General features: G+C 73.4%; 17 protein-coding genes, 1 pseudogene and 1 riboswitch. Of the genes and pseudogenes, 8 read left to right on the top strand and 10 right to left on the bottom strand.

Annotated elements, in window-relative coordinates; all coding sequences use genetic code 11:
• Positions 1-203: 203 nt before the first annotated feature.
• Positions 204-965: a class I SAM-dependent methyltransferase gene (locus AB0C36_RS14885; RefSeq protein WP_358353721.1), complete on the bottom strand. Its 762-nt coding sequence runs from the start codon at positions 963-965 to the stop codon at positions 204-206.
• Positions 966-1,092: 127 nt separating this feature from the next.
• Positions 1,093-1,485 (bottom strand): hypothetical protein, encoded by a 393-nt coding sequence (locus AB0C36_RS14880; protein ID WP_358353719.1) that lies wholly within the window; start codon positions 1,483-1,485, stop codon positions 1,093-1,095.
• 265 nt (positions 1,486-1,750) lie between these two features.
• Here AB0C36_RS14880 and AB0C36_RS14875 point away from each other — a divergent pair, with 265 nt between their 5' ends.
• Positions 1,751-3,952 carry an MMPL family transporter gene (locus tag AB0C36_RS14875; RefSeq protein WP_358353718.1) on the top strand — a complete coding sequence of 734 codons (2,202 nt, stop codon included), beginning with the start codon at positions 1,751-1,753 and terminating at the stop codon, positions 3,950-3,952.
• 79 nt (positions 3,953-4,031) lie between these two features.
• Here AB0C36_RS14875 and AB0C36_RS14870 read toward each other — a convergent pair whose 3' ends face one another.
• A complete protein-coding gene (locus AB0C36_RS14870) occupies positions 4,032-4,958 on the bottom strand; it encodes a phosphotransferase (protein WP_358353716.1) in 927 nt (308 codons plus the stop codon).
• A 366-nt stretch (positions 4,959-5,324) separates the two neighbouring features.
• Positions 5,325-6,464, bottom strand: a complete 1,140-nt coding sequence (locus AB0C36_RS14865; RefSeq protein ID WP_358353715.1) for an alkene reductase — start codon at positions 6,462-6,464, stop codon at positions 5,325-5,327.
• Between the two features lie 148 nt (positions 6,465-6,612).
• On the opposite strand from AB0C36_RS14865, the gene AB0C36_RS14860 reads away from it, so the two are divergent.
• Positions 6,613-7,461, top strand: coding sequence for a helix-turn-helix transcriptional regulator (locus tag AB0C36_RS14860; RefSeq protein ID WP_358353713.1), 849 nt, complete (start codon positions 6,613-6,615; stop codon positions 7,459-7,461).
• Between the two features lie 65 nt (positions 7,462-7,526).
• Positions 7,527-8,537 carry a hypothetical protein gene (locus AB0C36_RS14855; RefSeq protein WP_358353711.1) on the top strand — a complete coding sequence of 337 codons (1,011 nt, stop codon included), beginning with the start codon at positions 7,527-7,529 and terminating at the stop codon, positions 8,535-8,537.
• A gap of 33 nt (positions 8,538-8,570) precedes the next feature.
• Here AB0C36_RS14855 and AB0C36_RS14850 read toward each other — a convergent pair whose 3' ends face one another.
• The gene (locus AB0C36_RS14850; RefSeq protein ID WP_435839047.1) at positions 8,571-9,416 is read right to left on the bottom strand and encodes a bifunctional 5,10-methylenetetrahydrofolate dehydrogenase/5,10-methenyltetrahydrofolate cyclohydrolase; all 846 of its coding nucleotides are present in this window, start codon (positions 9,414-9,416) and stop codon (positions 8,571-8,573) included.
• A gap of 25 nt (positions 9,417-9,441) precedes the next feature.
• A riboswitch (ZMP/ZTP riboswitch) is annotated at positions 9,442-9,553 on the bottom strand.
• A gap of 518 nt (positions 9,554-10,071) precedes the next feature.
• Positions 10,072-10,305, bottom strand: a pseudogene (locus AB0C36_RS43225) (MBL fold metallo-hydrolase); the annotation flags it as partial.
• Between the two features lie 289 nt (positions 10,306-10,594).
• Here AB0C36_RS43225 and AB0C36_RS14840 point away from each other — a divergent pair.
• Entirely contained in the window at positions 10,595-12,298 is a 1,704-nt protein-coding gene (locus AB0C36_RS14840; protein WP_358353709.1) for a SpoIIE family protein phosphatase, read from the top strand.
• Positions 12,299-12,430: 132 nt separating this feature from the next.
• Here the strand turns inward: AB0C36_RS14840 and AB0C36_RS14835 are convergent, their stop codons facing one another.
• Positions 12,431-13,933, bottom strand: coding sequence for an MFS transporter (locus AB0C36_RS14835; protein ID WP_358353708.1), 1,503 nt, complete (start codon positions 13,931-13,933; stop codon positions 12,431-12,433).
• A 161-nt stretch (positions 13,934-14,094) separates the two neighbouring features.
• Between AB0C36_RS14835 and AB0C36_RS14830 the strand changes: the two genes are divergently transcribed.
• A complete protein-coding gene (locus tag AB0C36_RS14830; protein WP_358353706.1) occupies positions 14,095-15,054 on the top strand; it encodes a helix-turn-helix transcriptional regulator in 960 nt (319 codons plus the stop codon).
• Positions 15,055-15,145: 91 nt separating this feature from the next.
• On the opposite strand, the gene AB0C36_RS14825 is transcribed toward AB0C36_RS14830, so the two are convergent.
• A complete protein-coding gene (locus tag AB0C36_RS14825; protein ID WP_358353704.1) occupies positions 15,146-15,634 on the bottom strand; it encodes a hypothetical protein in 489 nt (162 codons plus the stop codon).
• A 169-nt stretch (positions 15,635-15,803) separates the two neighbouring features.
• On the opposite strand from AB0C36_RS14825, the gene AB0C36_RS14820 reads away from it, so the two are divergent.
• Complete coding sequence (locus AB0C36_RS14820) at positions 15,804-16,313, top strand: GNAT family N-acetyltransferase (protein WP_358353703.1); 510 nt, start codon at positions 15,804-15,806, stop codon at positions 16,311-16,313.
• A 228-nt stretch (positions 16,314-16,541) separates the two neighbouring features.
• Here AB0C36_RS14820 and AB0C36_RS14815 read toward each other — a convergent pair whose 3' ends face one another.
• Positions 16,542-17,120, bottom strand: coding sequence for a sigma-70 family RNA polymerase sigma factor (locus AB0C36_RS14815; protein ID WP_358353701.1), 579 nt, complete (start codon positions 17,118-17,120; stop codon positions 16,542-16,544).
• A 51-nt stretch (positions 17,121-17,171) separates the two neighbouring features.
• Between AB0C36_RS14815 and AB0C36_RS14810 the strand changes: the two genes are divergently transcribed.
• Positions 17,172-17,429, top strand: a complete 258-nt coding sequence (locus AB0C36_RS14810; protein ID WP_358353700.1) for a hypothetical protein — start codon at positions 17,172-17,174, stop codon at positions 17,427-17,429.
• A gap of 135 nt (positions 17,430-17,564) precedes the next feature.
• On the opposite strand, the gene AB0C36_RS14805 is transcribed toward AB0C36_RS14810, so the two are convergent.
• A complete protein-coding gene (locus tag AB0C36_RS14805) occupies positions 17,565-18,434 on the bottom strand; it encodes a hypothetical protein (protein ID WP_358353698.1) in 870 nt (289 codons plus the stop codon).
• Between the two features lie 148 nt (positions 18,435-18,582).
• Here AB0C36_RS14805 and AB0C36_RS14800 point away from each other — a divergent pair, with 148 nt between their 5' ends.
• Positions 18,583-18,870, top strand: coding sequence for a hypothetical protein (locus tag AB0C36_RS14800; RefSeq protein WP_358353696.1), 288 nt, complete (start codon positions 18,583-18,585; stop codon positions 18,868-18,870).
• Positions 18,871-18,936 lie beyond the last annotated feature (66 nt).

Genomic DNA, 18,936 nt, shown 5'->3' with positions numbered 1-18,936 from the left:
GCCGGCGGCAGGGGACTGAGGACATCGGCAACCCGGTGGGCCCACCCGGGGTGGCGTGCCCCTGAGAGGCGGGCCCCCCCCGGTGCCCCCGGCGCCGGTTACGCGCCCCGCCCCACCGGCCGGTCCGCGGACCTCGCTTGTCCGTGCCGGCCCGTTCCTTGCCGGGCCGCGGTGGCTCGCGCCGGTTCGTGTGCCCGGGCGGGCTACCCCGGCTTGCGCGCCTCGACGAGGAAGCGGGTGGTCCGCGCGACGAACGGCCCCTCCGCCTCGATGCGGTCGTGCAACTCCCGGAGCCGGTCCCGGTATTGCGCGACCGTGAAGCCCGGGACCAGCCAGATCACCTTGCGCAGGAAGTAGACCACCGCGCCGATGTCGTGGAACTCGGTGCGCAGCGACTCGGCGCGAAGGTCGACGACCTCCAGGCCGGCCGACTCCGCGTCGCGGCGGGCGTCGTCGGGGTGCCGGGCACGGCGCACCTCCTCGGGCTGCGGACCGAGGAAGAACTCGACGAGCTCGAACACGCTCGCCGGACCGACCTGTTGCGAGAAGTACGTGCCGCCCGGCCGGAGCACGCGGGCGATCTCGTCCCACCACACCGTGACCGGGTGCCGGCTCACCACCAGGTCGAACGCCTCGTCGCCGAACGGCAGCGGCGGCTCGTCCTCATCGGCCACCACGACCACCCCGAGCGGGTGCAGCAGCCGGGTCGCCTTCGCGACGTTGGGCGGCCACGACTCGGTGGCCACGGCCAGCGGCGGGAGCTTCGGAACACCGGCCAGCACCTCCCCGCCGCCGGTCTGGACGTCCAGCGCGGCGGTGGCGACCGCGAGGCGCTCGCCCATCGACCGCTGGTAGCCCCACGAGGGCCGCTCCTCGGTCGCGCGGCCGTCCAGCCAGGAGAAGTCCCACCCGGCGACCGAGACGGACTCCGCCTCCGCGACGAGGTGGTCGAACGTACGTGACATGAGGCCATCCTCGCAGGCCGCGTCGCCGACCCCGGGGATTGCCCGGCCGTCCGGTTGGGCCGCCGTGCCCGCGGTGGCTCGGGCGCCGCGGCGTGGGGCCCCTCGAACGGGCCAACTTGCAGTCAGGTCAGGAGAGTTCCCTGCCCGCGGCGCCTGGGGCGGGGGTGGCGCGCGGCGACTTGGGCAGGGGAGCGGCGAGCCGGGCGCCCGCCGCGGCGGTGGCGCGTACCACCAACGCGTCGAGGTCCAACGTGTGCTCCTCGGGCACCGCCACCTCCACGGCCACCCGGCCCAACGCGGGCTCCTCGACGGTGAAGCGGAACGGCGCCCGGCACGCCTGGTCGCGCGTCACCAGGTCGCGTACTCGGGCCTCCGCCGCGGCCGCGAACACCAGGCGGGCGCGTGTCGCGCCCAGGCGCCCCGCGCCCACCAAGGCGTCGGCGAACAGCGCGTCGAAGGCCGCCGCCCGCAGCGGATGGTCCCCGGTCGGCAGTGTGTACGCGTCCGGTATCCACGTCATGATGCGGATCCTTGCGCACGAAGGACGCCCCGCGCCCCCGCAATGACCGGATTCGTGCGCCGGAGGCGCCTTCCGACCGCCTGTCAGCCTGCCGGTCCGCTGCCCCGCACGCACGACGGTCCGCCGCGTCTGCCGGGCCACCGAGGATTCCGCGGATTTCGAGGAGCACGCGGATTCCGCGCACGGGCCGATGTCACACATCGGACCGCTATCCCGTCAAGCGGGCGAACCAGGTCCACCGGATTCCACTCCACGGGAAGCACCCATGACGCTGAGTGAAGAGAAGGTCCAAATACCGGTGCGGGCGGGGATCTTCGCCCGCATCGCCGGATTCGCCCAACGCCGCAAATGGCTCGCCCTGGGACTGTGGGTGGCAGTCCTTGTCGGCGTCTGGGGCGGCGCCACCGTGGCCGGCAGCGACTACCGCGAGGACTACACGATCCCCGGGGCGCAGTCGCAGAAGGCCGTCGACCTGCTGGACGAGCACGGCTCGGCGCAGGCGGGCGACACCCTGGAGATCGTGTTGCGCTCCGACGGAGACCTGCGCGCCCCGGCGACGCGGCAGCGCGTCGAGGCGATGCTCGGCCAGGTGGCCGGGGCTCCGAAGGTCACCCAGGTGCGCAGCGTGTACGCCGACCCCTCCGCTGTCGCCCCCGACGGCCGCATCGGCTACGCCACCGTCCTCCTGCACGGCACCTCGGAGGACATGGCCGAGTCCGACACCGAGAAGATTCTCAAGGCCGCCAAGACGGCCGAACAGGACGGCCTACAGGTCGAGTTGGGTGGCGAGGCCGCCCGGGTGCTCGCGGAGAGCGACAGCAGCGGCGCGGAAGCCGCCGGCATCGTGGCCGCGCTGGTCATCCTCGTGTTCATGTTCGGCACCCTGATCGCCGCCGGACTGCCCATCGTGACCGCGTTGTTCGCGGTCGGCTCGGCGCTCGCCGTCGTCGTCATCGCGTCGCACGTGTTCACCCTCGCCGAATGGGTGCCCTACATCATGGCGTTGGTCGGCCTCGGCGTGGGCATCGACTACGCGCTCCTGATCTTCGCCCGGTACCGGGGCGAGCTCGTCAAGGGCGAGACCCCCGAACGGGCTGCGACCACCGCGCTGGACGCGGCCGGGCGCACGGTGTTCTTCGCGGGCTGTACGGTAATCCTCGCGCTGTTCGGCCTCGTCGCCCTCGGGCTGGGCTCGTTGCAGGGCATGGCGCTGGCCGTCGCGCTCACCGTCTTCATGACGATGCTCGGGGCCGTCACCCTCCTGCCCGCCCTGCTCGGCATCTTCGGACCGCGCTTCGCCCGGCAGTTCCCCGCCCGGGCGGCGAAGCGCAGCGCGAAGGGCAAGGCACCCGAGGGCACGACGTGGCGCCGGATCGGCGTGGCGGCGCAGCGGCGCCCGCTGCTCGCCCTCCTGATCGCGGTCGTGGCGCTCGGCGCACTGTGCGTACCGGCGCTCAACCTGCGCCTCGGCTTCTCCGACGCCGGCAACGACTCGGCGGACAGCACCAGCCGCAAAGCCTACGACCTGCTCGCGGACGGCTTCGGCGCCGGTTTCAACGGACCACTTGTGGTGGTCGTCGACGGAACCGCCGGTGCCCCGGGGGCCGGTGGCGCCGATGGGAACGGACTCGCCGCCCGCGCCGGCGCCGCCGCCGCGCAGACCCTGCGCAACACCCCCGGCATCGCGGCGGTCGCCGACCCGATGCCCACCGACGACGGCCTGGTGGCCACGGTCATCGCGTTCCCGACCACCGCGCCGCAGGACAAGGACACCTCCGAACTCGTCGGGCACCTGCGCGACGACGTCCTGCCGCGCCTCGGCGACACGACCGGCGCGAGGTACCTGGTCGGCGGCGCGACGGCCGCGGCCGAGGACTACTCGGACAAGGTCGCCGAACGCATGCCGCTGTTCATCGTGATCGTCGTCGGCCTGTCGATCGTGCTGCTCATGGTGGTCTTCCGCTCGGTGCTCATCCCGCTGAAGGCCGCGGTCCTCAACCTGCTGAGCATCGGGGCGTCGCTCGGCGCCATGGCCCTGGTCTTCCAGCACGGCTGGTTCGGCGTCGAGCCCGGACCGATCGAACCGTGGGTGCCGGTCGTGCTCTTCGCGATCGCGTTCGGCCTCTCGATGGACTACGAGGTCTTCCTGGTGTCCCGCATGCACGAGGAGTGGGAACGCACCAAGGACCACAGCGTGGCGGTACGCGAGGGCCTCGCGCAGACCGGCTCCGTCATCACCGCGGCCGGGGCCATCATGGTGGTGGTCTTCAGCGCCTTCCTGTTCAGCCCGGAACGGGCGCTCCAGCAGAGCGGCTTCGGTATGGCCTTCGCCATCTTCGTCGACGCGGTGATCATCCGCTGCCTCATCGTCCCCGCCGCGATGCAGCTGATGGGACCGCGCGCGTGGTGGCTCCCGGCGCCGTTGGCCCGGATCCTGCCCAAGGTGGAGCTGGAGAAGCACGGCTGACCGCGGCCGACGCCTCCGGGACATGACAGCGGGGTACGGCCCTTCGCATCACGAAGGGCCGCACCCCGTCAGGCGCTTCTCACCTGCGCGGGCCGACCATGGGACGCCGGCCGTAGGCCACCGGCCACGCGGCCCGCAGGCCGTCGACGGCGGAGACCATTGCCGCGAAGGGCCGTGCGCGGGGGTCGGCGCGGCGCACGTACCGGTTGAAGGCCACGATCGAGCCCGCGTAGACGGAGAGTTCGCGGAGCCGGTGCAAGTCGTCCGGGGAGATCGGACGCACCTTCCGGTACCCGTCGACGAGCGCCGCGACGCGCTCGGTATGCACGACTCCGTCCTCGACGCCCAGCCCGACCACGGTCATGCCGAGGTCGAGCAGCGGATCGTCGACCGAGGCCGTCTCCCAGTCGAGCACGTGCAGCGAACCGGCGTACGTCTCCACGAGGTTGTCCGCGAACAGGTCCCCGTGCGTGATGCACCGCCGCAGGTCCGACAACGGCGGTTCGGCGACGTTGCGCAGCAGCCACGCCGCGAACTCCCGGTCCGGGAAGCCCTCGATCATCGCCACGGCACCGTCCGGCAACCGTCTGCCGTTCTCCGGCAACCGCAACTCGCGCGGCGGCACCCCGAGCCCGTGCAGCCGGGCCAGGACCGCGCCCGCGGCGGGCAGCAGCCGCGCGGGCAGGGTGTCGTGGCAGACACCGGGCGTGTACGGCCGCACGATGACGGCCCTGCCGCGCGGCCCCTTGCCGTCGCCGTCCAGCGGCGCGCTCGTCGGGTACCCCGACGATGCCAGCCACCGCATCACCCCGACGGGCCGGGACACCGCGGCCACTTCGCGCGAGGCCAGCACGGTGAGCACGAACAGCCCCGCGCCCCCGGCGTCGACCAGCAGGTTGGCGTTCATGGTGCCGCCCGTGAGCGGCGTGACCTCCCGGACCGAAAGCCCGTACGCGGCACACACGTGCGCGATCTCATGCGGACGCAAAGCCGTGTGATCGGCCACGCCAAGCCCTCCCCGTCGTCGGCAGCCCCCTGATCGTGCCCGTGCCGCAGCGAGGCGACTATCCCACTAACGCGCCGATCTCGCCGTCGCCGCAGCCCGCCGACCGCGGCAGCAGCATCTCGCACACCTCCCACCCGGCCCGACGCCTGGCGCCGGAGGCCGGGTCGACACTGCGCGGAAACCGAAGCGCTCGTACAGGCGAAGGGCAGGAGTGTTGTGCCGGTACACCCCAAGCCGCACCGCGCCAAGTCCGAGCCCCCCGAAGCCCGCCCGCAGGACCGCAGCGCGGCGTCGGCGTAGTCCTGAAGGTGCAGTCGGGCGGGGGACATTCGGCCGATCTCAGGCAGCGTCCCGATTCCGGGACGGTCAATTTTGGGTGACCCTCGTGGTTGTCGTACCCGTCGTGCTCGCCGGGTAGTCGGCGTACCCCTCGGCGCCTCCGGCGTAGTACGTGGTCGGGTCGCCTGCGGCCAATTCGCGGCCGAGGGCGAACCGTTCGACCAGGTCCGGGTTCGCGACGAAAGCGGTGCCGTACGCGACCGCGTCGGCCACGCCGCGCGCGACGGCGGCGTTGCCGGACTCGCGGTCGAAGCCGAGATTGGCGATGCACGGCCCGTCGAACAGCCGTCGGTAGCGGGCGATCGCCTCGGTGTCCGGCCGCGCGCCGGGCGCCTCGAGGTCGCGGCCGCGAAGGTGCAGGTACGTCACCGGGTGGTCGTTGAGCGCCACGACCAGCGCCTCGTAGTCCGCGAGCGACTCCGGGTCGGGCGCGAAGCATGCGGCGGACCAGTACGGGGACAGGCGTACGCCCGGCCCCTGCCCGTCCCACGCCTCCGCCACCGCGTCCACGACCTCCAGGAGCAGGCGCCGGCGCCGCGCCGGGTCGCCGCCGTACGCGTCGGTGCGGCGGTTGAGCCGCGGGTTCAGGAACTGCGGGAACAGGGACGAGCCGAGAGCGTGGATCTCCACGCCGTCGAACCCGGCCCGCCGCGCGTTCGCGGCCGCGCGCCGGAACTCGGCGACGGTGTCCGCGATGTCGGCGGGCGTCATCGCGCGCGGCGTCGGGGTCGCCTTGAACCCCTCGGCGGTGAAGGACTGTTCGTGCGGGTTCACCGCCGACGGCCCGGCCGGGAGAGCCCCGCCGAGGTGGTCCGGGTGCGAGGCCGCACCCGAGTGCCACAACTGCTGCACGATGCGCCCGCCGACCGCGTGCACCACGTCCGTCACCCGGCGCCAGGCGGCCACCTGCGCGTCGGAGTGGATCCCGGGCACGTTCAGGAATCCGACCGCCCGCTCGCTCACCCACGTGCCCTCGGTCACGATCAGTCCCGCGCTCGCCCGCTGCGCGTAGTACGCGGTGTGCAGTTCCGTGGGCGTCCGGTCCTCGTTCGACGCCCGGGCGCGGGTCAGCGGGGCCATCACGACCCGGTTGGGCAGGGTGAGCCGGCCGAGCCGGACGGCCGCCAGCAGCGGCTGGTCCAGGGTCGCGGCAACGCTCGTACGCATGGTGTTCCTCCTCGTCACGGGCCCTTCCCCGGGCCGCGGGACCATCCTGCGAGCGCCCGGCCGGGACAAGGAGGCCAAGATCATGCTGGTACCGGCAGGGCGACCCTCGGCACTCCATTCCCGAGGGCCGCCCGGCGACAATGGGCGTATGGACCGCACCGACCTCGGCAGCTCCCTGCGCGCATGGCGCGACCGCCTCGGCCCGGCCGAGGCGGGCCTGCCCGTAGGGCAGCGCCGCCGCGCCCCGGGGCTGCGCCGCCAGGAGCTGGCCGCCCTCGCCGGGCTCTCCGTCGAATACCTGGCCCGGCTCGAACAGGGACGGGCCGGCCGGCCCTCCGCCGCCGTCCTCGGCCCTCTCGCCCGGGCCCTGCGTCTCACCGACGACGAGCGCGACCACCTGTTCCGCCTCGCCGGGCACGCCTCGCCCGCACCCGGCATCGCGTCCACGCACGTCACTCCCGGGGTGCAGCGCATCATCGACCGCCTGCACGACGCCGCCGTCGTGGCAGTGGACCCGACATGGAACGTGGTGCTGGCCAACTCGCTGGCCGTCGCCCTGCTCGGCGACGACGTGACCGGCGACGACGGCGAACCCAACGTCCTGCGGCGCCACTTCACCGGCCGGCCGTCGCGCGTGGTGCGTACGCCCGAGGAGGCGGCGGCCTTCGAGGCGTACGCCGTCGCCGACCTGCGCGCGAGCCTCGCCCGCTATCCCCAGGACCCGCGCGTACGCGGGTTCATCGACGAACTCCGCTCGTGCAGCCCGGTGTTCGAGTCCCGCTGGACGGGCGGTGCGGACATCGCGTCCAGCACTTCACAGCTCAAGATCGTCCGGCACCCGGAGGTCGGCCGCCTCGCGCTGGACTGCGATGTCCTGGACGCCACCGGATCGGCGCTGCGACTCGTCGTCTACACCGCGGCCCCCGGTTCGCGCGACCAGGAGTCGCTGGACCTCCTTGCCGCGCTGGGCACGCAGTCGTTCTCCACGCGGCCCTGACATGGGATCCTCGACGTCCGGTACGTCGTCCGGTACGTCGCGGGAACGGCCATTGGGGGGCGACATTGCTGTGCGCACGCTGTGGCGGTTGGTCGACGCGAAGCGCGGGGTGCACCAACTGCGGTGAGACGTTCGACGACGCGAGGCAGGACCAGGACGAGGCGCACGGCTACGGTGACGGCGGGGACCAGGGTCGGAACCACGGCCGGAACCGGGCCTGGCCCTGGGACCCGGCCCGCACCGGGCACGCCGGGCTCCCCGAACAGGCGGGGATCGCGGGAGACGCGGCCTTCGTCGGACCGGACCTGCCGCGCCCCAGAGGCACCGGCCCGCTCGCCGGTTCCGTGTGTGCCCTCCTCGTGGTCGCCGCCGCGGCGAGTGCCGCCGAGATCTTCGCCCGGCTCCACCGCGCCCAGATCGTCCAGGACATCGTCGACGGCGACGGAAACCCCGCACACGACGTCGTGGCCGCCGACGGCTGGGTGGTCGGCACCGATGCCGTCGGATTGGTGTGCGGGGTCGCCGCCGCGCTGGCGTTCGCGGTGTGGTTGGTGACGGCGCGCGCCGACGCGGCCTCGATGCGCCTGCGGTACGCCGACGCCGTGGGCTTCCCCGCGCGAGCGATCGGGAACGGAGTGCCCGGCCGCGGCCCCCTGTTCGGAGGATGGCTGCTCGTCGTCGCGGCCGCGGCGGCCACCCAGGCCACGCTAGGCGGCGGTGTTTCCTGGGGGACCCGGCAGCTGATGTCCTCCAGCCTTTCGGACCTGGTGGGCCTCCGGGACGACGACCGCGCCTCCGTCGTACCCACACTGGTCTGGATCGCCGTGTGCGGCGCGACGATCACGCTCGTCGCCCTGGTCACCCGGCGGCACGCGGACCGAGAGCGCGAGCTATGGGTCGAGGCGGTGTACGCCCACGCGGCCGCGGCGGCCGAGGATCCCGCCGACAACTCCGCCGACGACCCCGCCGTCCACTCCGTCGACGACACTGCCGACAGCAACACGCCCACGCAGCGACCGCCGGAGCCGCCCTCGGCTGCAAGTGGGCCCTCCGCCGATCCCAACGGCGACCACTAGCGCGGCGTTGCCGACGCGGCTCGACCGGCCGCGCTACGCCGCGGCGGCCCGCTCCGCGGAGTCGAGGGTCTGCTCGAGGAGCAGCGCGATCGTCATCGGCCCGACGCCTCCGGGCACCGGGGTGATCAGGCTCGCCCGTTCGAGCGCGCCCTCGAAGTCCACGTCGCCGACGTTGCCTTCGTTGTACCCGGCGTCCACGACCACCGCGCCGGGCTTGAGGTCCGAGCCCTTGATCAGCCGGGCCCGCCCGACCGCCGCGACCACCACGTCCGCCTGCCCGACGATCTCCGCCAGGTCCCGGGTACGCGAATGGCAGTACGTCACCGTGGCGTTCCGGGCCAGCAGCAACATCCCGGCCGGCTTGCCGAGGATGGCGCTGCGGCCCACGACGACCGCGTGACGGCCGGCCAGTTCCACGTCGTACGCGTCGAGCAGCCGCATGATCCCGCCCGGCGTGCACGACACGAAGCCGGGCAGCCCGAAGCTCATCGCCGCGAACGACATGCTGGTGACGCCGTCCACGTCCTTCTCGGGGGCGATCGCGTCGAACGCCGCGCGCTCGTCGATGTGTTCGCCCACCGGGTGCTGGAGCAGGATCCCGTGCACCGCCGGATCCGCCGACAACGCGCCGATGGTGTCGACGAGTTCGGCCGTCCCGACGGTCCCGGGCAGCGCGATGTGCCGGGACTCGATGCCGGCCTTCGCGCAGCGGTTCCGCTTCATCCGGACGTACGTCACCGACGCCGGGTCCTCACCCACCAGCACCGTCGCCAGGCACGGCACCACCCCGGTCCGCTCGCGGAGGTCTCGGGCGCGCTCCGCGGTGCGCTCCACCATCCTGCGGGCCAGGTCCGTGCCGTCCATGAGTCGCGCGGTCATGTGCGTCTCCCGAGAGATCTCGTGTCGAGGTCGCCCAGGCGCGCGGCACGCGGGGTTCGCGTCCGACCGACTTCAGTCCGGTCGGGTGGGCCGCTCCACGGTGGTACTCCACCTCAGCGCCAGTCACGGCCCCGCCCCATTGTAGGTCGAGCCCCCGAAACCGCCCGGAAGCAGCCCACCGGCACCCACCAAGGCCCGGAACACCCGCGGCCCGCGGCCCGCCGCGGCAACCGCACCCCCGATCCGCCGGCACGCGCGGACCACCGCGCGAGAAGCCGGGGTTCCGCGAACCCCCCCCGGCGCCCCCGCACCTCTCGCCCACCTGGATCTCCCACCCGCACCGCGGCTGCTCCGGAGTGGACCGTCCCGGGCGGAAGGCCGGGCCGTGGCCGGGGATGACGGGGTCGGGGGCGAGGCCGAGGACCAGGCGGCGCGACGCGCGCAACTGCTCGCGGTCGGGTGCGAACGGGTCCTCGGCGGGCCCTACGCCGGTCCACCACAGGTGCGTGAGCACGACCAGGCCGGAGTCCGTGGCCACCAGCGTGCTGATGTCCTCGGCACCGTGGCCCGGTGCGCGCATCAGGCGGATCGACCCGCTCCGCTCGTAGCCGTCGGCGTCGCGGCCCTCCCACACGTCCTTGTGGTAGATCGCCATGTGGTCGTGGTAGTGCGCGTTGGTGAAGAGCGCCGCGTTGAGCGTGTGGTCGGCGTGGTGGTGGCTGAAGACGAAGTCGGTCACGTCCTCGGGGTCCGCGCCCAGGGCCGCGAGCGGGTCGAGGATGTCGCGTCGGTCGGCGACAATGCCCGGGTCGACGACCGAGCGCGTCGCCGTCGCCCAGGAGGGTGACGCTGCTTGCGACGTGCGTCGTCTCGCCTCCGCCGTGGGCATGCGGGCGTATCCGGTGCCGGGATGTCGACGACTGCCGAGGATGTCGACGACGGTCATGCGTGCCTCCCGAGGTCCTGCGTGGCCGGTCGCGGAGCCGGGTCCGCGGCCGCCGTGGGGACTCTTCCCCTCGCGCGGCGCTGGTACGTCTGGGGCACCCCGTCGCTCCGCCGGGTCTGAAAGGGCGCCGGAGGAGGTATCCGTCGGGGGAGCGCCGGAGCGTACCGGCGCTCCGCCCGGGTGCGCGCGGGGCGCGGGTGACCCGGGAGCGCTCGGGAGGAGAGGTCGCGTGATGGCGGCGGACGAGGCGTCGGAGTTGTTCGGCGACGTGGCCGGGCTCTGCGCTGCCCTCGTCGACGGCACCGAGGCCGGCGTCGCGGTCTTCGACGCCGATCTGCGCTTCCGCTACGTCAACCCCGCGCTCGCCCGCATCAACGGGGTCCCGGCCGCCGACCACATCGGGCGGCGCGTCCGCGAGGTGGTGCCCGAGGTCGACGCGCGCGAGGACGTCATGCGCCTGGTGCTGGCGGACGGCATCGCACGGGTGGGTGTGACGACCGGCCACACGCATGTGTCCTCGCCGCACGAGCAGCGCTACTGGCGCGGCAGCTTTCACCGCATCGCGCTCGGCGGCGGCCGGCCGGGCCTGGCCCTGGTCATCCAGGAGGTCAGCGAGGACCGGAGGCTTCTGAGCGAGCTGGAGCGCGCTCGGGAGCGCCTGCTGCTCCTCGACGCGGCCGCGGTGCGGATCGGCACCACACTGGACGTCGAGACGACCTGCCAGGAGCTCGCCGACCTGCTGACCGAGGCCATCGCGGACGGCACGACCGTCGAAGTGCTGCCGGGGCGGGGCGAGAACGCGCGCTCGCCGAAGGGGCGGACCCGGCTGCGGCGTACCGGCATGGCGGCGCGGCCGGAGCTGCGGTCGGCGATGCGCGGGTTCGGCGTGCCGGGACAGTACGTGGACTACCAGGCGACGGCGACGATCACCCGCGTGCTGCAGACCGGCCGTGCCGAGGTCGACAACCAGCTGGACGACGAGGCGCTGGGCCGCCGGGCGCCGAGCCCGGACCGGGTCGGGCCGTACCGCGAGGCGGGCATCCACTCGATCCTCGTCGTCCCGCTGTCCGCCCGGGGCGCCCGGGTGGGCACCGCGACGATGGTGCGCCAGGGCGACTCGCCGCCCTTCGACGACGACGACGTGGCGGTCGCGCAGGCGCTCGCGGACCGGGCGGCGATCAGCCTCGACAACGCCCGGCGGTACGCCCGCGAGCACGGCATCGCCGTCGAACTGCAGCGCAGCCTGCTGGCCACGCCCGGGCGGCCCGGCGACGGCCTGGAGGTCGTCGGCCGCTACCTGCCCGCCGGGGCGCAGGACCTGGTCGGCGGCGACTGGTTCGACTCGGTGCGGCTGCCCGGCGGCTGGACGATGCTGGCCATCGGGGACGTGATGGGCCACGGGGTGGAGGCCGCGGTGGAGATGAGCCAGTACCGGGCGGTGCTGCGCGTGCTCGCCGCGATGGACATCCCGCCGAACGTCATCCTGCAGCGCATGGACACGCTGCTCACCTCGCTGAGCGGGGAGCGCCCCGCGACGCTGCTGCTCGGTGCCGCGGACCCGACCAACCGGGTCTGCGCCTTCGCCAACGCGGGGCACCTGCCGCCCGCGTTCATCGCCCCGGACGGGTCGGTGTCGCTGGTACGCCTGCCCGAGGCGCCGCCCATCGGGGTCGGGGTCGCGGGCCCGTACAGCACGGTCGTCGTGCGCTGGCCCGAGGACCACACGCTGCTCCTCTACACCGACGGCCTGGTGGAGCGCAGGGGTGTGGACATCGACCACTCGCTCGACCAGTTGGCCGGGCTGCGGCTCACCCCGGGGGCGTCGCCCGAGACGCTGATCGACGAGATCGTGTCGGCGCTGGCCCAGCCGTCGCCCGACGACGACACCGCCGTGCTGCTCGCACGAGTGGTCCCGCCGGAAGCCGGGAAGGGCTGACCCCTCCCTCCCGCGGGTGGGCGGCCCGGCCCGGGTCCGGAAAGGCGAGCGGCCCGCCCGGCGGATGCCGGACGGGCCTTTTCACGTCCCCTTCGCGACGCCGCGACGGTCAGCGGCCGCCCGCTCGGGCGGTCAGTGGCCGCCGCCCTGACGGGCGTGCTTGGGGAGCAGGAACCCGAGCACGAACGCGACCGCGGTCAGAGCCAGCGCGATCAGCGTGGTGGTCGCGACCGCGTCCACCGCCGACTGCTGGTGCATGTGCGCGCCGCCCTGGCTGAAGAAGACGGTCCCGAACACCGCCACGCCGAGCGCCGCGGCCAACTGCTGCATCGACTCCAGCGCGCTGGACGCCGACCCGACCTCGTGGTCCTTGACGTCGCCCATGATGATGTCGAACAGCGGGACGAAGATCATGCCCATGCCGAGCCCGAAGACCAGGAACGGCGCCACCAGGATCCAACTGCCCAGGTCGGTCGTGGCGTTCGCGAAGACGAAGTACAGCCCCGTGATGCCCACGGCCATGATCGACAGGCCGATGTGCAGGACCTTGCGGCCCAGCTTCCCCATCACCACACCGCTGATCCCGGAGCCCACGAACGCGCCCAGCGCCCACGAGCCCATCGTCAGGCTCGCCCGCATCGCGCTGAACCCGAGCCCGAGCTGCAGGAACAGGCCGATCGCCATCGACAGGCCGGTGATGGCCCCGAAGAACACGATCACGAACAGCACGCCAGAGCTGTACGAGCGCTTCGCGAACACGCTGAGCTGCACCAGCGGGGCCTTGCCGCCCTTGGTGGTCCGGCGCAGGGTGTACGCCACGAACCCGGCCAGCACCGCGACCGCGCCGGCGAGCATCGCGAACATCCAGACCGGCCAGCCCTTCTCCTGGCCCTGCACCAGCGGGTAGACCAGCATGAACATCCCGCTGCCGCCGATCAGCACGCCGAGCAGGTCCATCGACTTGTCGTCCTTGGCGACCGGCGGCTTCGCGGGCAGCGCGAACCGGCCGACCAGCAGCGCGAACAGGCCCAGCGGCACGTTGATCAGGAAGATCATGCGCCATCCGGTGCCGAACAGGTCGGCGTCCACCAGTGCACCGGCCACGATCGGGCCGAGGATCGTGGCCAGCCCGATCGCCGGGCCGAACATCGCGAACGCCTTGCCCATCTCCTGCGGCGGGAACAGGTCGCGGATCAGTCCGAAGCCCTGCGGGATCATGACCGCGCCGGCGAGCCCCTGCAGGACGCGCGCGGTGATCAGCGCCTCCGGCGACCACGCCACCGCGCACAGCACCGACGCCGCGACGAACCCGACGATGCCGATCTGCATCATGCGCTTGCGGCCGAAGATGTCGCCGAGCCGTCCGCCGGTCAGCAGCCCCGCGGCGAGCGTCAGCGTGTACGCCGCCGCCATCCATTGCAGGGCCGAGTACGAGCCGCCGAGGTCCGCACGGATCGCCGGGGCCGCGACGTTGACCACCGTCGCGTCGAGCAGGTTCATCAGGGTGGCCGCGAGGACCACGCCGAGGCCGAGCCACTTGCGGTCGGCGCCGGTCCGCTTCGGGGCGGTGGGTCCTTCGTGGATCGGGGCGTCGGCTGCCACGGTCGGCGCCGCGGACTCCAGGACTGCGCTCACGGGACTGCTCCTCAGAGATGCTCGGAGACGTTCAGATGTCACGAACAGGGGGACGGTCTTGCCTTTGCCGGGAGTTCGGTGGCCACCGCTCATCTCCACTGCTTGAACTCTAGGAGGCCATTAGGCAAGCTTCGTTCCTAAAGGAAGGGCAGACTCGAAATATGTTGGAGACCTCGGCACGACTCTTGCGTCTGCTCTCCCTGCTGCAGACCCACCGCGACTGGACCGGCACCGAACTGGCCGACCGCCTGGACGTCACCCCGCGCACCGTGCGCAACGACGTCGAGAGGCTGCGCAACCTCGGCTACCCGGTGCACGCGACGCGCGGCGCCGCGGGCGGCTACCGCCTGGGCGCGGGCGCGTCCCTTCCCCCGCTCCTGCTCGACGACGAGGAGGCCGTGGCCGTCGCCGTCGGCCTGCGCACCGCCGCGGGCGGCACGGTGTCGGGCATCGAGGAGACCTCGCTACGGGCCCTCGCCAAGCTCGAACAGGTGCTGCCGAACCGGCTGCGCCGCCGCGTCAACGCCTTGCAGACGTACACCGTTCCGGTGCCGGGGCAGGAGGGGCCGCGGGTGGACGCGGAGGTGCTCACCACGATCGCGGCCGCCTGCCGCGACCACGAGCGCCTGCGGTTCGACTACCGGGACCACTCCGGGGCCGCGACGCTGCGGAACGTCGAGCCGTACCGCATGGTCAACTGGGGGCGCCGGTGGTACCTCGTCGCGTGGGACACGCAGCGCGACGACTGGCGGATCTTCCGCGTCGACCGGGTGTCGCCGCGCATCCCGACCGGGCCGCGGTTCACGCCGCGCGACCTGCCGGCCGAGGACATCGCGGAGTACGTCTCGGCGCGCGTGGCGGCGGCTCCGTGGAGGACGCGCGTACGGGTGACCGTCAAGGCCCCCGCCGCCGAAATCGCCGCCCGGGTCCCGGGGTTCGCCGGATCGGTCGAGCCGCTCGACGACGACACCTGCGTCTTCTCCACCGGCGCCGACAACCCCGAGACGCTGGCGATCTGGCTCGGCATGCTCGGCGCCGACTTCACCGTGGAGAACGCCCCCGAACTCGTCGACCACCTCAGGTCCCTGGCCGAGCGCTACGCCCGCGCCGCCGCCAACTGACCGCGCGGCACGTCCGCCGCGACCGCTCGTGCCACCGCGCCGGGGCGACACATCGCCCCGGCGCGGCAGTTTGCGCACACTGGTCAGCGGATCACACGGGCGGGTCCTGGAGCCCGGCGATGCGCGAACCGTCCAGCGGTACGCGGTACCAGACGTCGTTCGTCGAGCCGTCGCCCCAGTACTGCGTGACCACGACCGAGGCGTAGCCCATGCCGCTGCCCTCGTACCGCACGGTCCGGTCGGCCGGCACGTTCTGCGCACGGAAGACCGGGTCGGCCTGGTTGGCCTCGGCCCAGGCGTCGAGCTCCGCGTTCAGCTCCGGCGTCAGGAACTCGCCGCGCACCTCCGCGGGGTTCATCACCGGGTTGGTGCCCAGGACCGCGGACTTGTACTGGTCCCAGAACGCCGTCACCCGGTGCACCACCCCCGCCTCGTCGGCGCGCGGACCGGACGCCTGATGGGAGTGCGCGACCCCCGGCGGCGAACCGCTCACGGCCAGAGCGGGCGCGGCCGCCCCGGCGCCGAGAAGCAGTCCTGAGGCCACCGCGATCGTGGCCGCCTTGCGCATCTTGTTCCTCATTTTGTGCCTCCGGATCACTCGGATCTTTCGGTCCCCCGTGCCTAAATGAGACGCATGGCTCGCCCATCGGGTTGGTAGTACATCCCGGTTTTGCCGTATCTATACGTAACTTGCTCCGTAACGCCCTCGCCTGCCGACCCCGCCTGCCGCCCCGGTGCATGATGGCCCGATGGACGATCACACCCTCGTGCCCGACGCCGTCCCGGGCCCGTCGCCCCTGGTCCGCCGGGCCCGGCCGCACGACCTGCCGCGGATCGTCGAACTGATGCGGGAGCACACGGCGTACGAGAAGGCCGCGCCGCCGACGGCCGACGTCGCCGACCGCCTGGGCCCGCTGCTGTTCGGCACCGCCGCGCCGCCGCGCCTGCACTGCGTGGTGGCCGAGCTCGCGGGCGGCGAGGTCGTCGGCTACGCCACGTGCGCGGCGGAGATGTCGACATGGGACGCCCGCGAATACCTGCACATGGACTGCCTGTTCCTCCGCGACGGCAGCCGGGGCCACGGCCTGGGACGGCAACTCCTCGACGCCGTCGTGGCCGTCGCGCGCGAGCTCGGCCTGACCGAGGTCCAGTGGCAGACCCCGGTCTGGAACGAAGGCGCGGTCCGCTTCTACAACCGCCTCGGCGGCGGGGCCAAGGAGAAACTGCGCTACACCCTTCCCGTGCCGCCGATCGGGTAGTTCGGGTGGGCGCCGCAGTGGGGTGGTCCGGACGGCTCGGGTTGATCAGCCGGTCCAGGCGGTTCGGTTCGGTCGGTTCGGTCGGTTCAGATGGTCCCCGTACTGCGGGGTGGGGCACGGGGCTTCGCGCCGCGTTGCCCCGCGTTGCCGCCTGATGCCGTGTTTTGCCGTGCAATGCCGCGGGGCCCCGGCGTCCCAGGGGGAGGCGCCGGGGCCCTGCGTAGTGGGTCAGGCCTTCGCGTGCGCCCTGGCGGGTGCCTCGGTCTGTGCCTCGGCCCGGGTGAGCTGGGCGATGAGGTCGGTGCGTGCCCGGGCGACGCGCGAGCGGACGGTGCCGATCGGGCAGTCGAGGATCCGGGCGGTCTCGGCGTATTCGAGGTCCAGGATCTGGGTGAGCACGAACGCCTCGCGCCGCGCCGGGTCCAGTGCGGCGACCAGGTCGGTGAGGGCTATGCCCTCCTCGAACCCCGGCAGGTTCGCGGGCCGGCGGCGCTCCAGGAGATCCGCCCAGTCCTCGGCGTCGACCGTGCGCGGGCGCGCGGCCGCGGCCCGGTAGCGGTCGACGACGACGCGGCGGCCGATCGACAGGAGCCACGTGCGCGCCGACGACTGGCCCGCGAAACCGGGCAGCGCCTTGAGCGCGCGCAGGTATGTCTCCTGCGTGAGGTCGTCCGCACTCTGCGGGTCGCCGAGGTACGCCAGGAACCGCCACAGGTCCCGGTGGGTGGCGCGGACGAACTCCTCGACCGCGCCCGGCGTCCCGGCACCCGCGGCCAGGGCGGTCGAGGTCACCGCGTCGTCGTCCATGCGGAACCCCCTCGGTGGTGGGCGCGGTCGGGCATCGGCGACGATGGCCGCATGGAGTGCGGAGATTGGCAGGAGGTGCTGTCGGCCGTCATGGACGGCGAGGTGGCGGAACTGGATGCGGGTGCGGGCACCGGTGCTGATGGGTACGCGCAGGCGCGCGCCGCGCGGCGGCACGCCGACGGGTGTCCCAAGTGTTCGCGGTGGGCGGCCGGCGCGGCGGCACTGCGCGAACAGGCGGCCGGCGGCGTCGAACCGGGAGCGGACGCGGTCGAACGCGTGCTCAAGGCACTGCGCGGCGGCGCGTTGTAGGCGGTTCGGGAGCGGGCGTACGCACGCAGGCGTGGTCGCCGGATCTGCGGGGTTGTCACGAGTCTGGGTCCTCACGGGCAGGCGGGAACGAGGATCGGCCCGTGTGGGCGGATCCCGTCGCCGAAGCGGTCTCGGTCAGGCGAAGACCGTGAGGGGTGGGCCGCGGCGGCTGAGCGGCCGGAAAAGCGGGCGTGCGGGCGCGCGGGCGGTGCGCGGCCGGACGTACGGCACCTGCGGGAACGCCGGTTCCCCCCAGCGCAGCCAGGCCCGGATCAGCGCGCCGAGGCACCGGGTCCGCGACGCCAGCAGGCGGAACAGGTCGAACAGCGCCCTGTCGCCGCGCCAGAGCCACAGCGCGCTGCCGATTCCCGCGGCGAGGTGCGCGAGCAGCATTCCCGCACCGCCGTGAGTGGGCAGCACCGATGCGGCGTGCGACCCGTGGGCGGCGGCCGCAGTACTGATGTCGTGCGCGGCTCCGGATCCTGTCCCGAGGCCGGTCCCCGTGCCCGCTCCGGCGCCCGTGCCGAAGCCCGAACCGCCCAACGGCCCTTGCCCGGGCGGCACCGCGGCCAGCGCGGGGTCCAGGCCCATCTGGTCGAGGAGTCGGGCGGCGGACCGCGTCGCCCCGGCGGGCGCGGGCACGTCCTCGTTGCACAGCAGGACGCGCAGCCACGCGGCCTCGATCTGCCGCGCCGTGGAACCCGCGTGGGCAGCGGAGCCGGTGGTGGCCGCACCGGAGCCGGCCGCCGCGGCCTGTTGGGCCCAACCGAACAGGCCGTGCAGCACTGACTGCGCTCCGACGAGTGCCACGCCGATCGCGGGGAGCCCGCGTTCGCGTCCAGCAGCCGCCCAGGCCAGTGCGGTCAGGACCGGCATCGCGGCGGCCGGGGCCCACCAGGGCACCGGGCTGTCCGACATGAAGACGTGCCCGGAGACCGCGAGCGTCACGCACACGGCCGCGAACAGCGCGGCGCGTACGGCTCGGAGGCGTGACCAGGCAGGCATCGTCCGCTCATGCTGCCACCCGGGGAAGCCCCACGTGACGGCGGGGCGGCGGCGTCGTTTGGCCGCACACGGGAACTGTGCCGCACTCCGCGCCGACTACCTGGTCGGACGTGGGTCCGGAGGAACACGAGCACACGGAGGGCCGACGATGACAACCGCCACTGCCACTGCCACTGCCACCGCCGCCACCGATGACGATGACGGTGAACTGCGTGGCTGGGGCAGGTCCGCGGCCTTCGTCGCGATCATGGTCCCGGTGTTCGTCTCCGCGCTCGTCATCGGGCGCCTCACCGGTCCCGAGGCCCCCGACGCGGACCGCCCGCAGCGCCCGGCCGCCGTGCCGTCGCAGACCTCCGGGGGAGGCGGCGGGGGCGGCGGACACAACAACCACGGATCGGCGCAGTTCGGCACGGCTTTCGCTCCGACCGGCCCCTGAGTCCGGCGTACGCGCGAGGACCGGTAGTCCGGGCGAGTTCGGGCGCCGGGGCGGACCGGTCTCCGC

The organism is Streptodolium elevatio, assembly GCF_040649515.1.
Classification (GTDB): domain Bacteria; phylum Actinomycetota; class Actinomycetes; order Streptomycetales; family Streptomycetaceae; genus Yinghuangia; species Yinghuangia elevatio.
Note: the sequence above shows the minus strand (reverse complement) of the source record. Positions and strands in the feature narration are given on the sequence as shown.

Excerpts from the sequence above, each read along its gene's own strand:
- AB0C36_RS14850 (WP_435839047.1), bottom strand. The coding sequence starts at position 9,416 with ATGACCGCGCGACTCATGGACGGCACGGACCTGGCCCGCAGGATGGTG.
- AB0C36_RS14865 (WP_358353715.1), bottom strand. The coding sequence starts at position 6,464 with ATGCGTACGAGCGTTGCCGCGACCCTGGACCAGCCGCTGCTGGCGGCC.
- AB0C36_RS14825 (WP_358353704.1), bottom strand. The coding sequence starts at position 15,634 with ATGAGGAACAAGATGCGCAAGGCGGCCACGATCGCGGTGGCCTCAGGA.
- AB0C36_RS14885 (WP_358353721.1), bottom strand. The coding sequence starts at position 965 with ATGTCACGTACGTTCGACCACCTCGTCGCGGAGGCGGAGTCCGTCTCG.
- AB0C36_RS14875 (WP_358353718.1), top strand. The coding sequence starts at position 1,751 with ATGACGCTGAGTGAAGAGAAGGTCCAAATACCGGTGCGGGCGGGGATC.
- AB0C36_RS14840 (WP_358353709.1), top strand. The coding sequence starts at position 10,595 with ATGGCGGCGGACGAGGCGTCGGAGTTGTTCGGCGACGTGGCCGGGCTC.
- AB0C36_RS14880 (WP_358353719.1), bottom strand. The coding sequence starts at position 1,485 with ATGACGTGGATACCGGACGCGTACACACTGCCGACCGGGGACCATCCG.
- AB0C36_RS14815 (WP_358353701.1), bottom strand. The coding sequence starts at position 17,120 with ATGGACGACGACGCGGTGACCTCGACCGCCCTGGCCGCGGGTGCCGGG.
- AB0C36_RS14830 (WP_358353706.1), top strand. The coding sequence starts at position 14,095 with ATGTTGGAGACCTCGGCACGACTCTTGCGTCTGCTCTCCCTGCTGCAG.
- AB0C36_RS14805 (WP_358353698.1), bottom strand. The coding sequence starts at position 18,434 with ATGCCTGCCTGGTCACGCCTCCGAGCCGTACGCGCCGCGCTGTTCGCG.
- AB0C36_RS14810 (WP_358353700.1), top strand. The coding sequence starts at position 17,172 with ATGGAGTGCGGAGATTGGCAGGAGGTGCTGTCGGCCGTCATGGACGGC.
- AB0C36_RS14820 (WP_358353703.1), top strand. The coding sequence starts at position 15,804 with ATGGACGATCACACCCTCGTGCCCGACGCCGTCCCGGGCCCGTCGCCC.
- AB0C36_RS14860 (WP_358353713.1), top strand. The coding sequence starts at position 6,613 with ATGGACCGCACCGACCTCGGCAGCTCCCTGCGCGCATGGCGCGACCGC.
- AB0C36_RS14800 (WP_358353696.1), top strand. The coding sequence starts at position 18,583 with ATGACAACCGCCACTGCCACTGCCACTGCCACCGCCGCCACCGATGAC.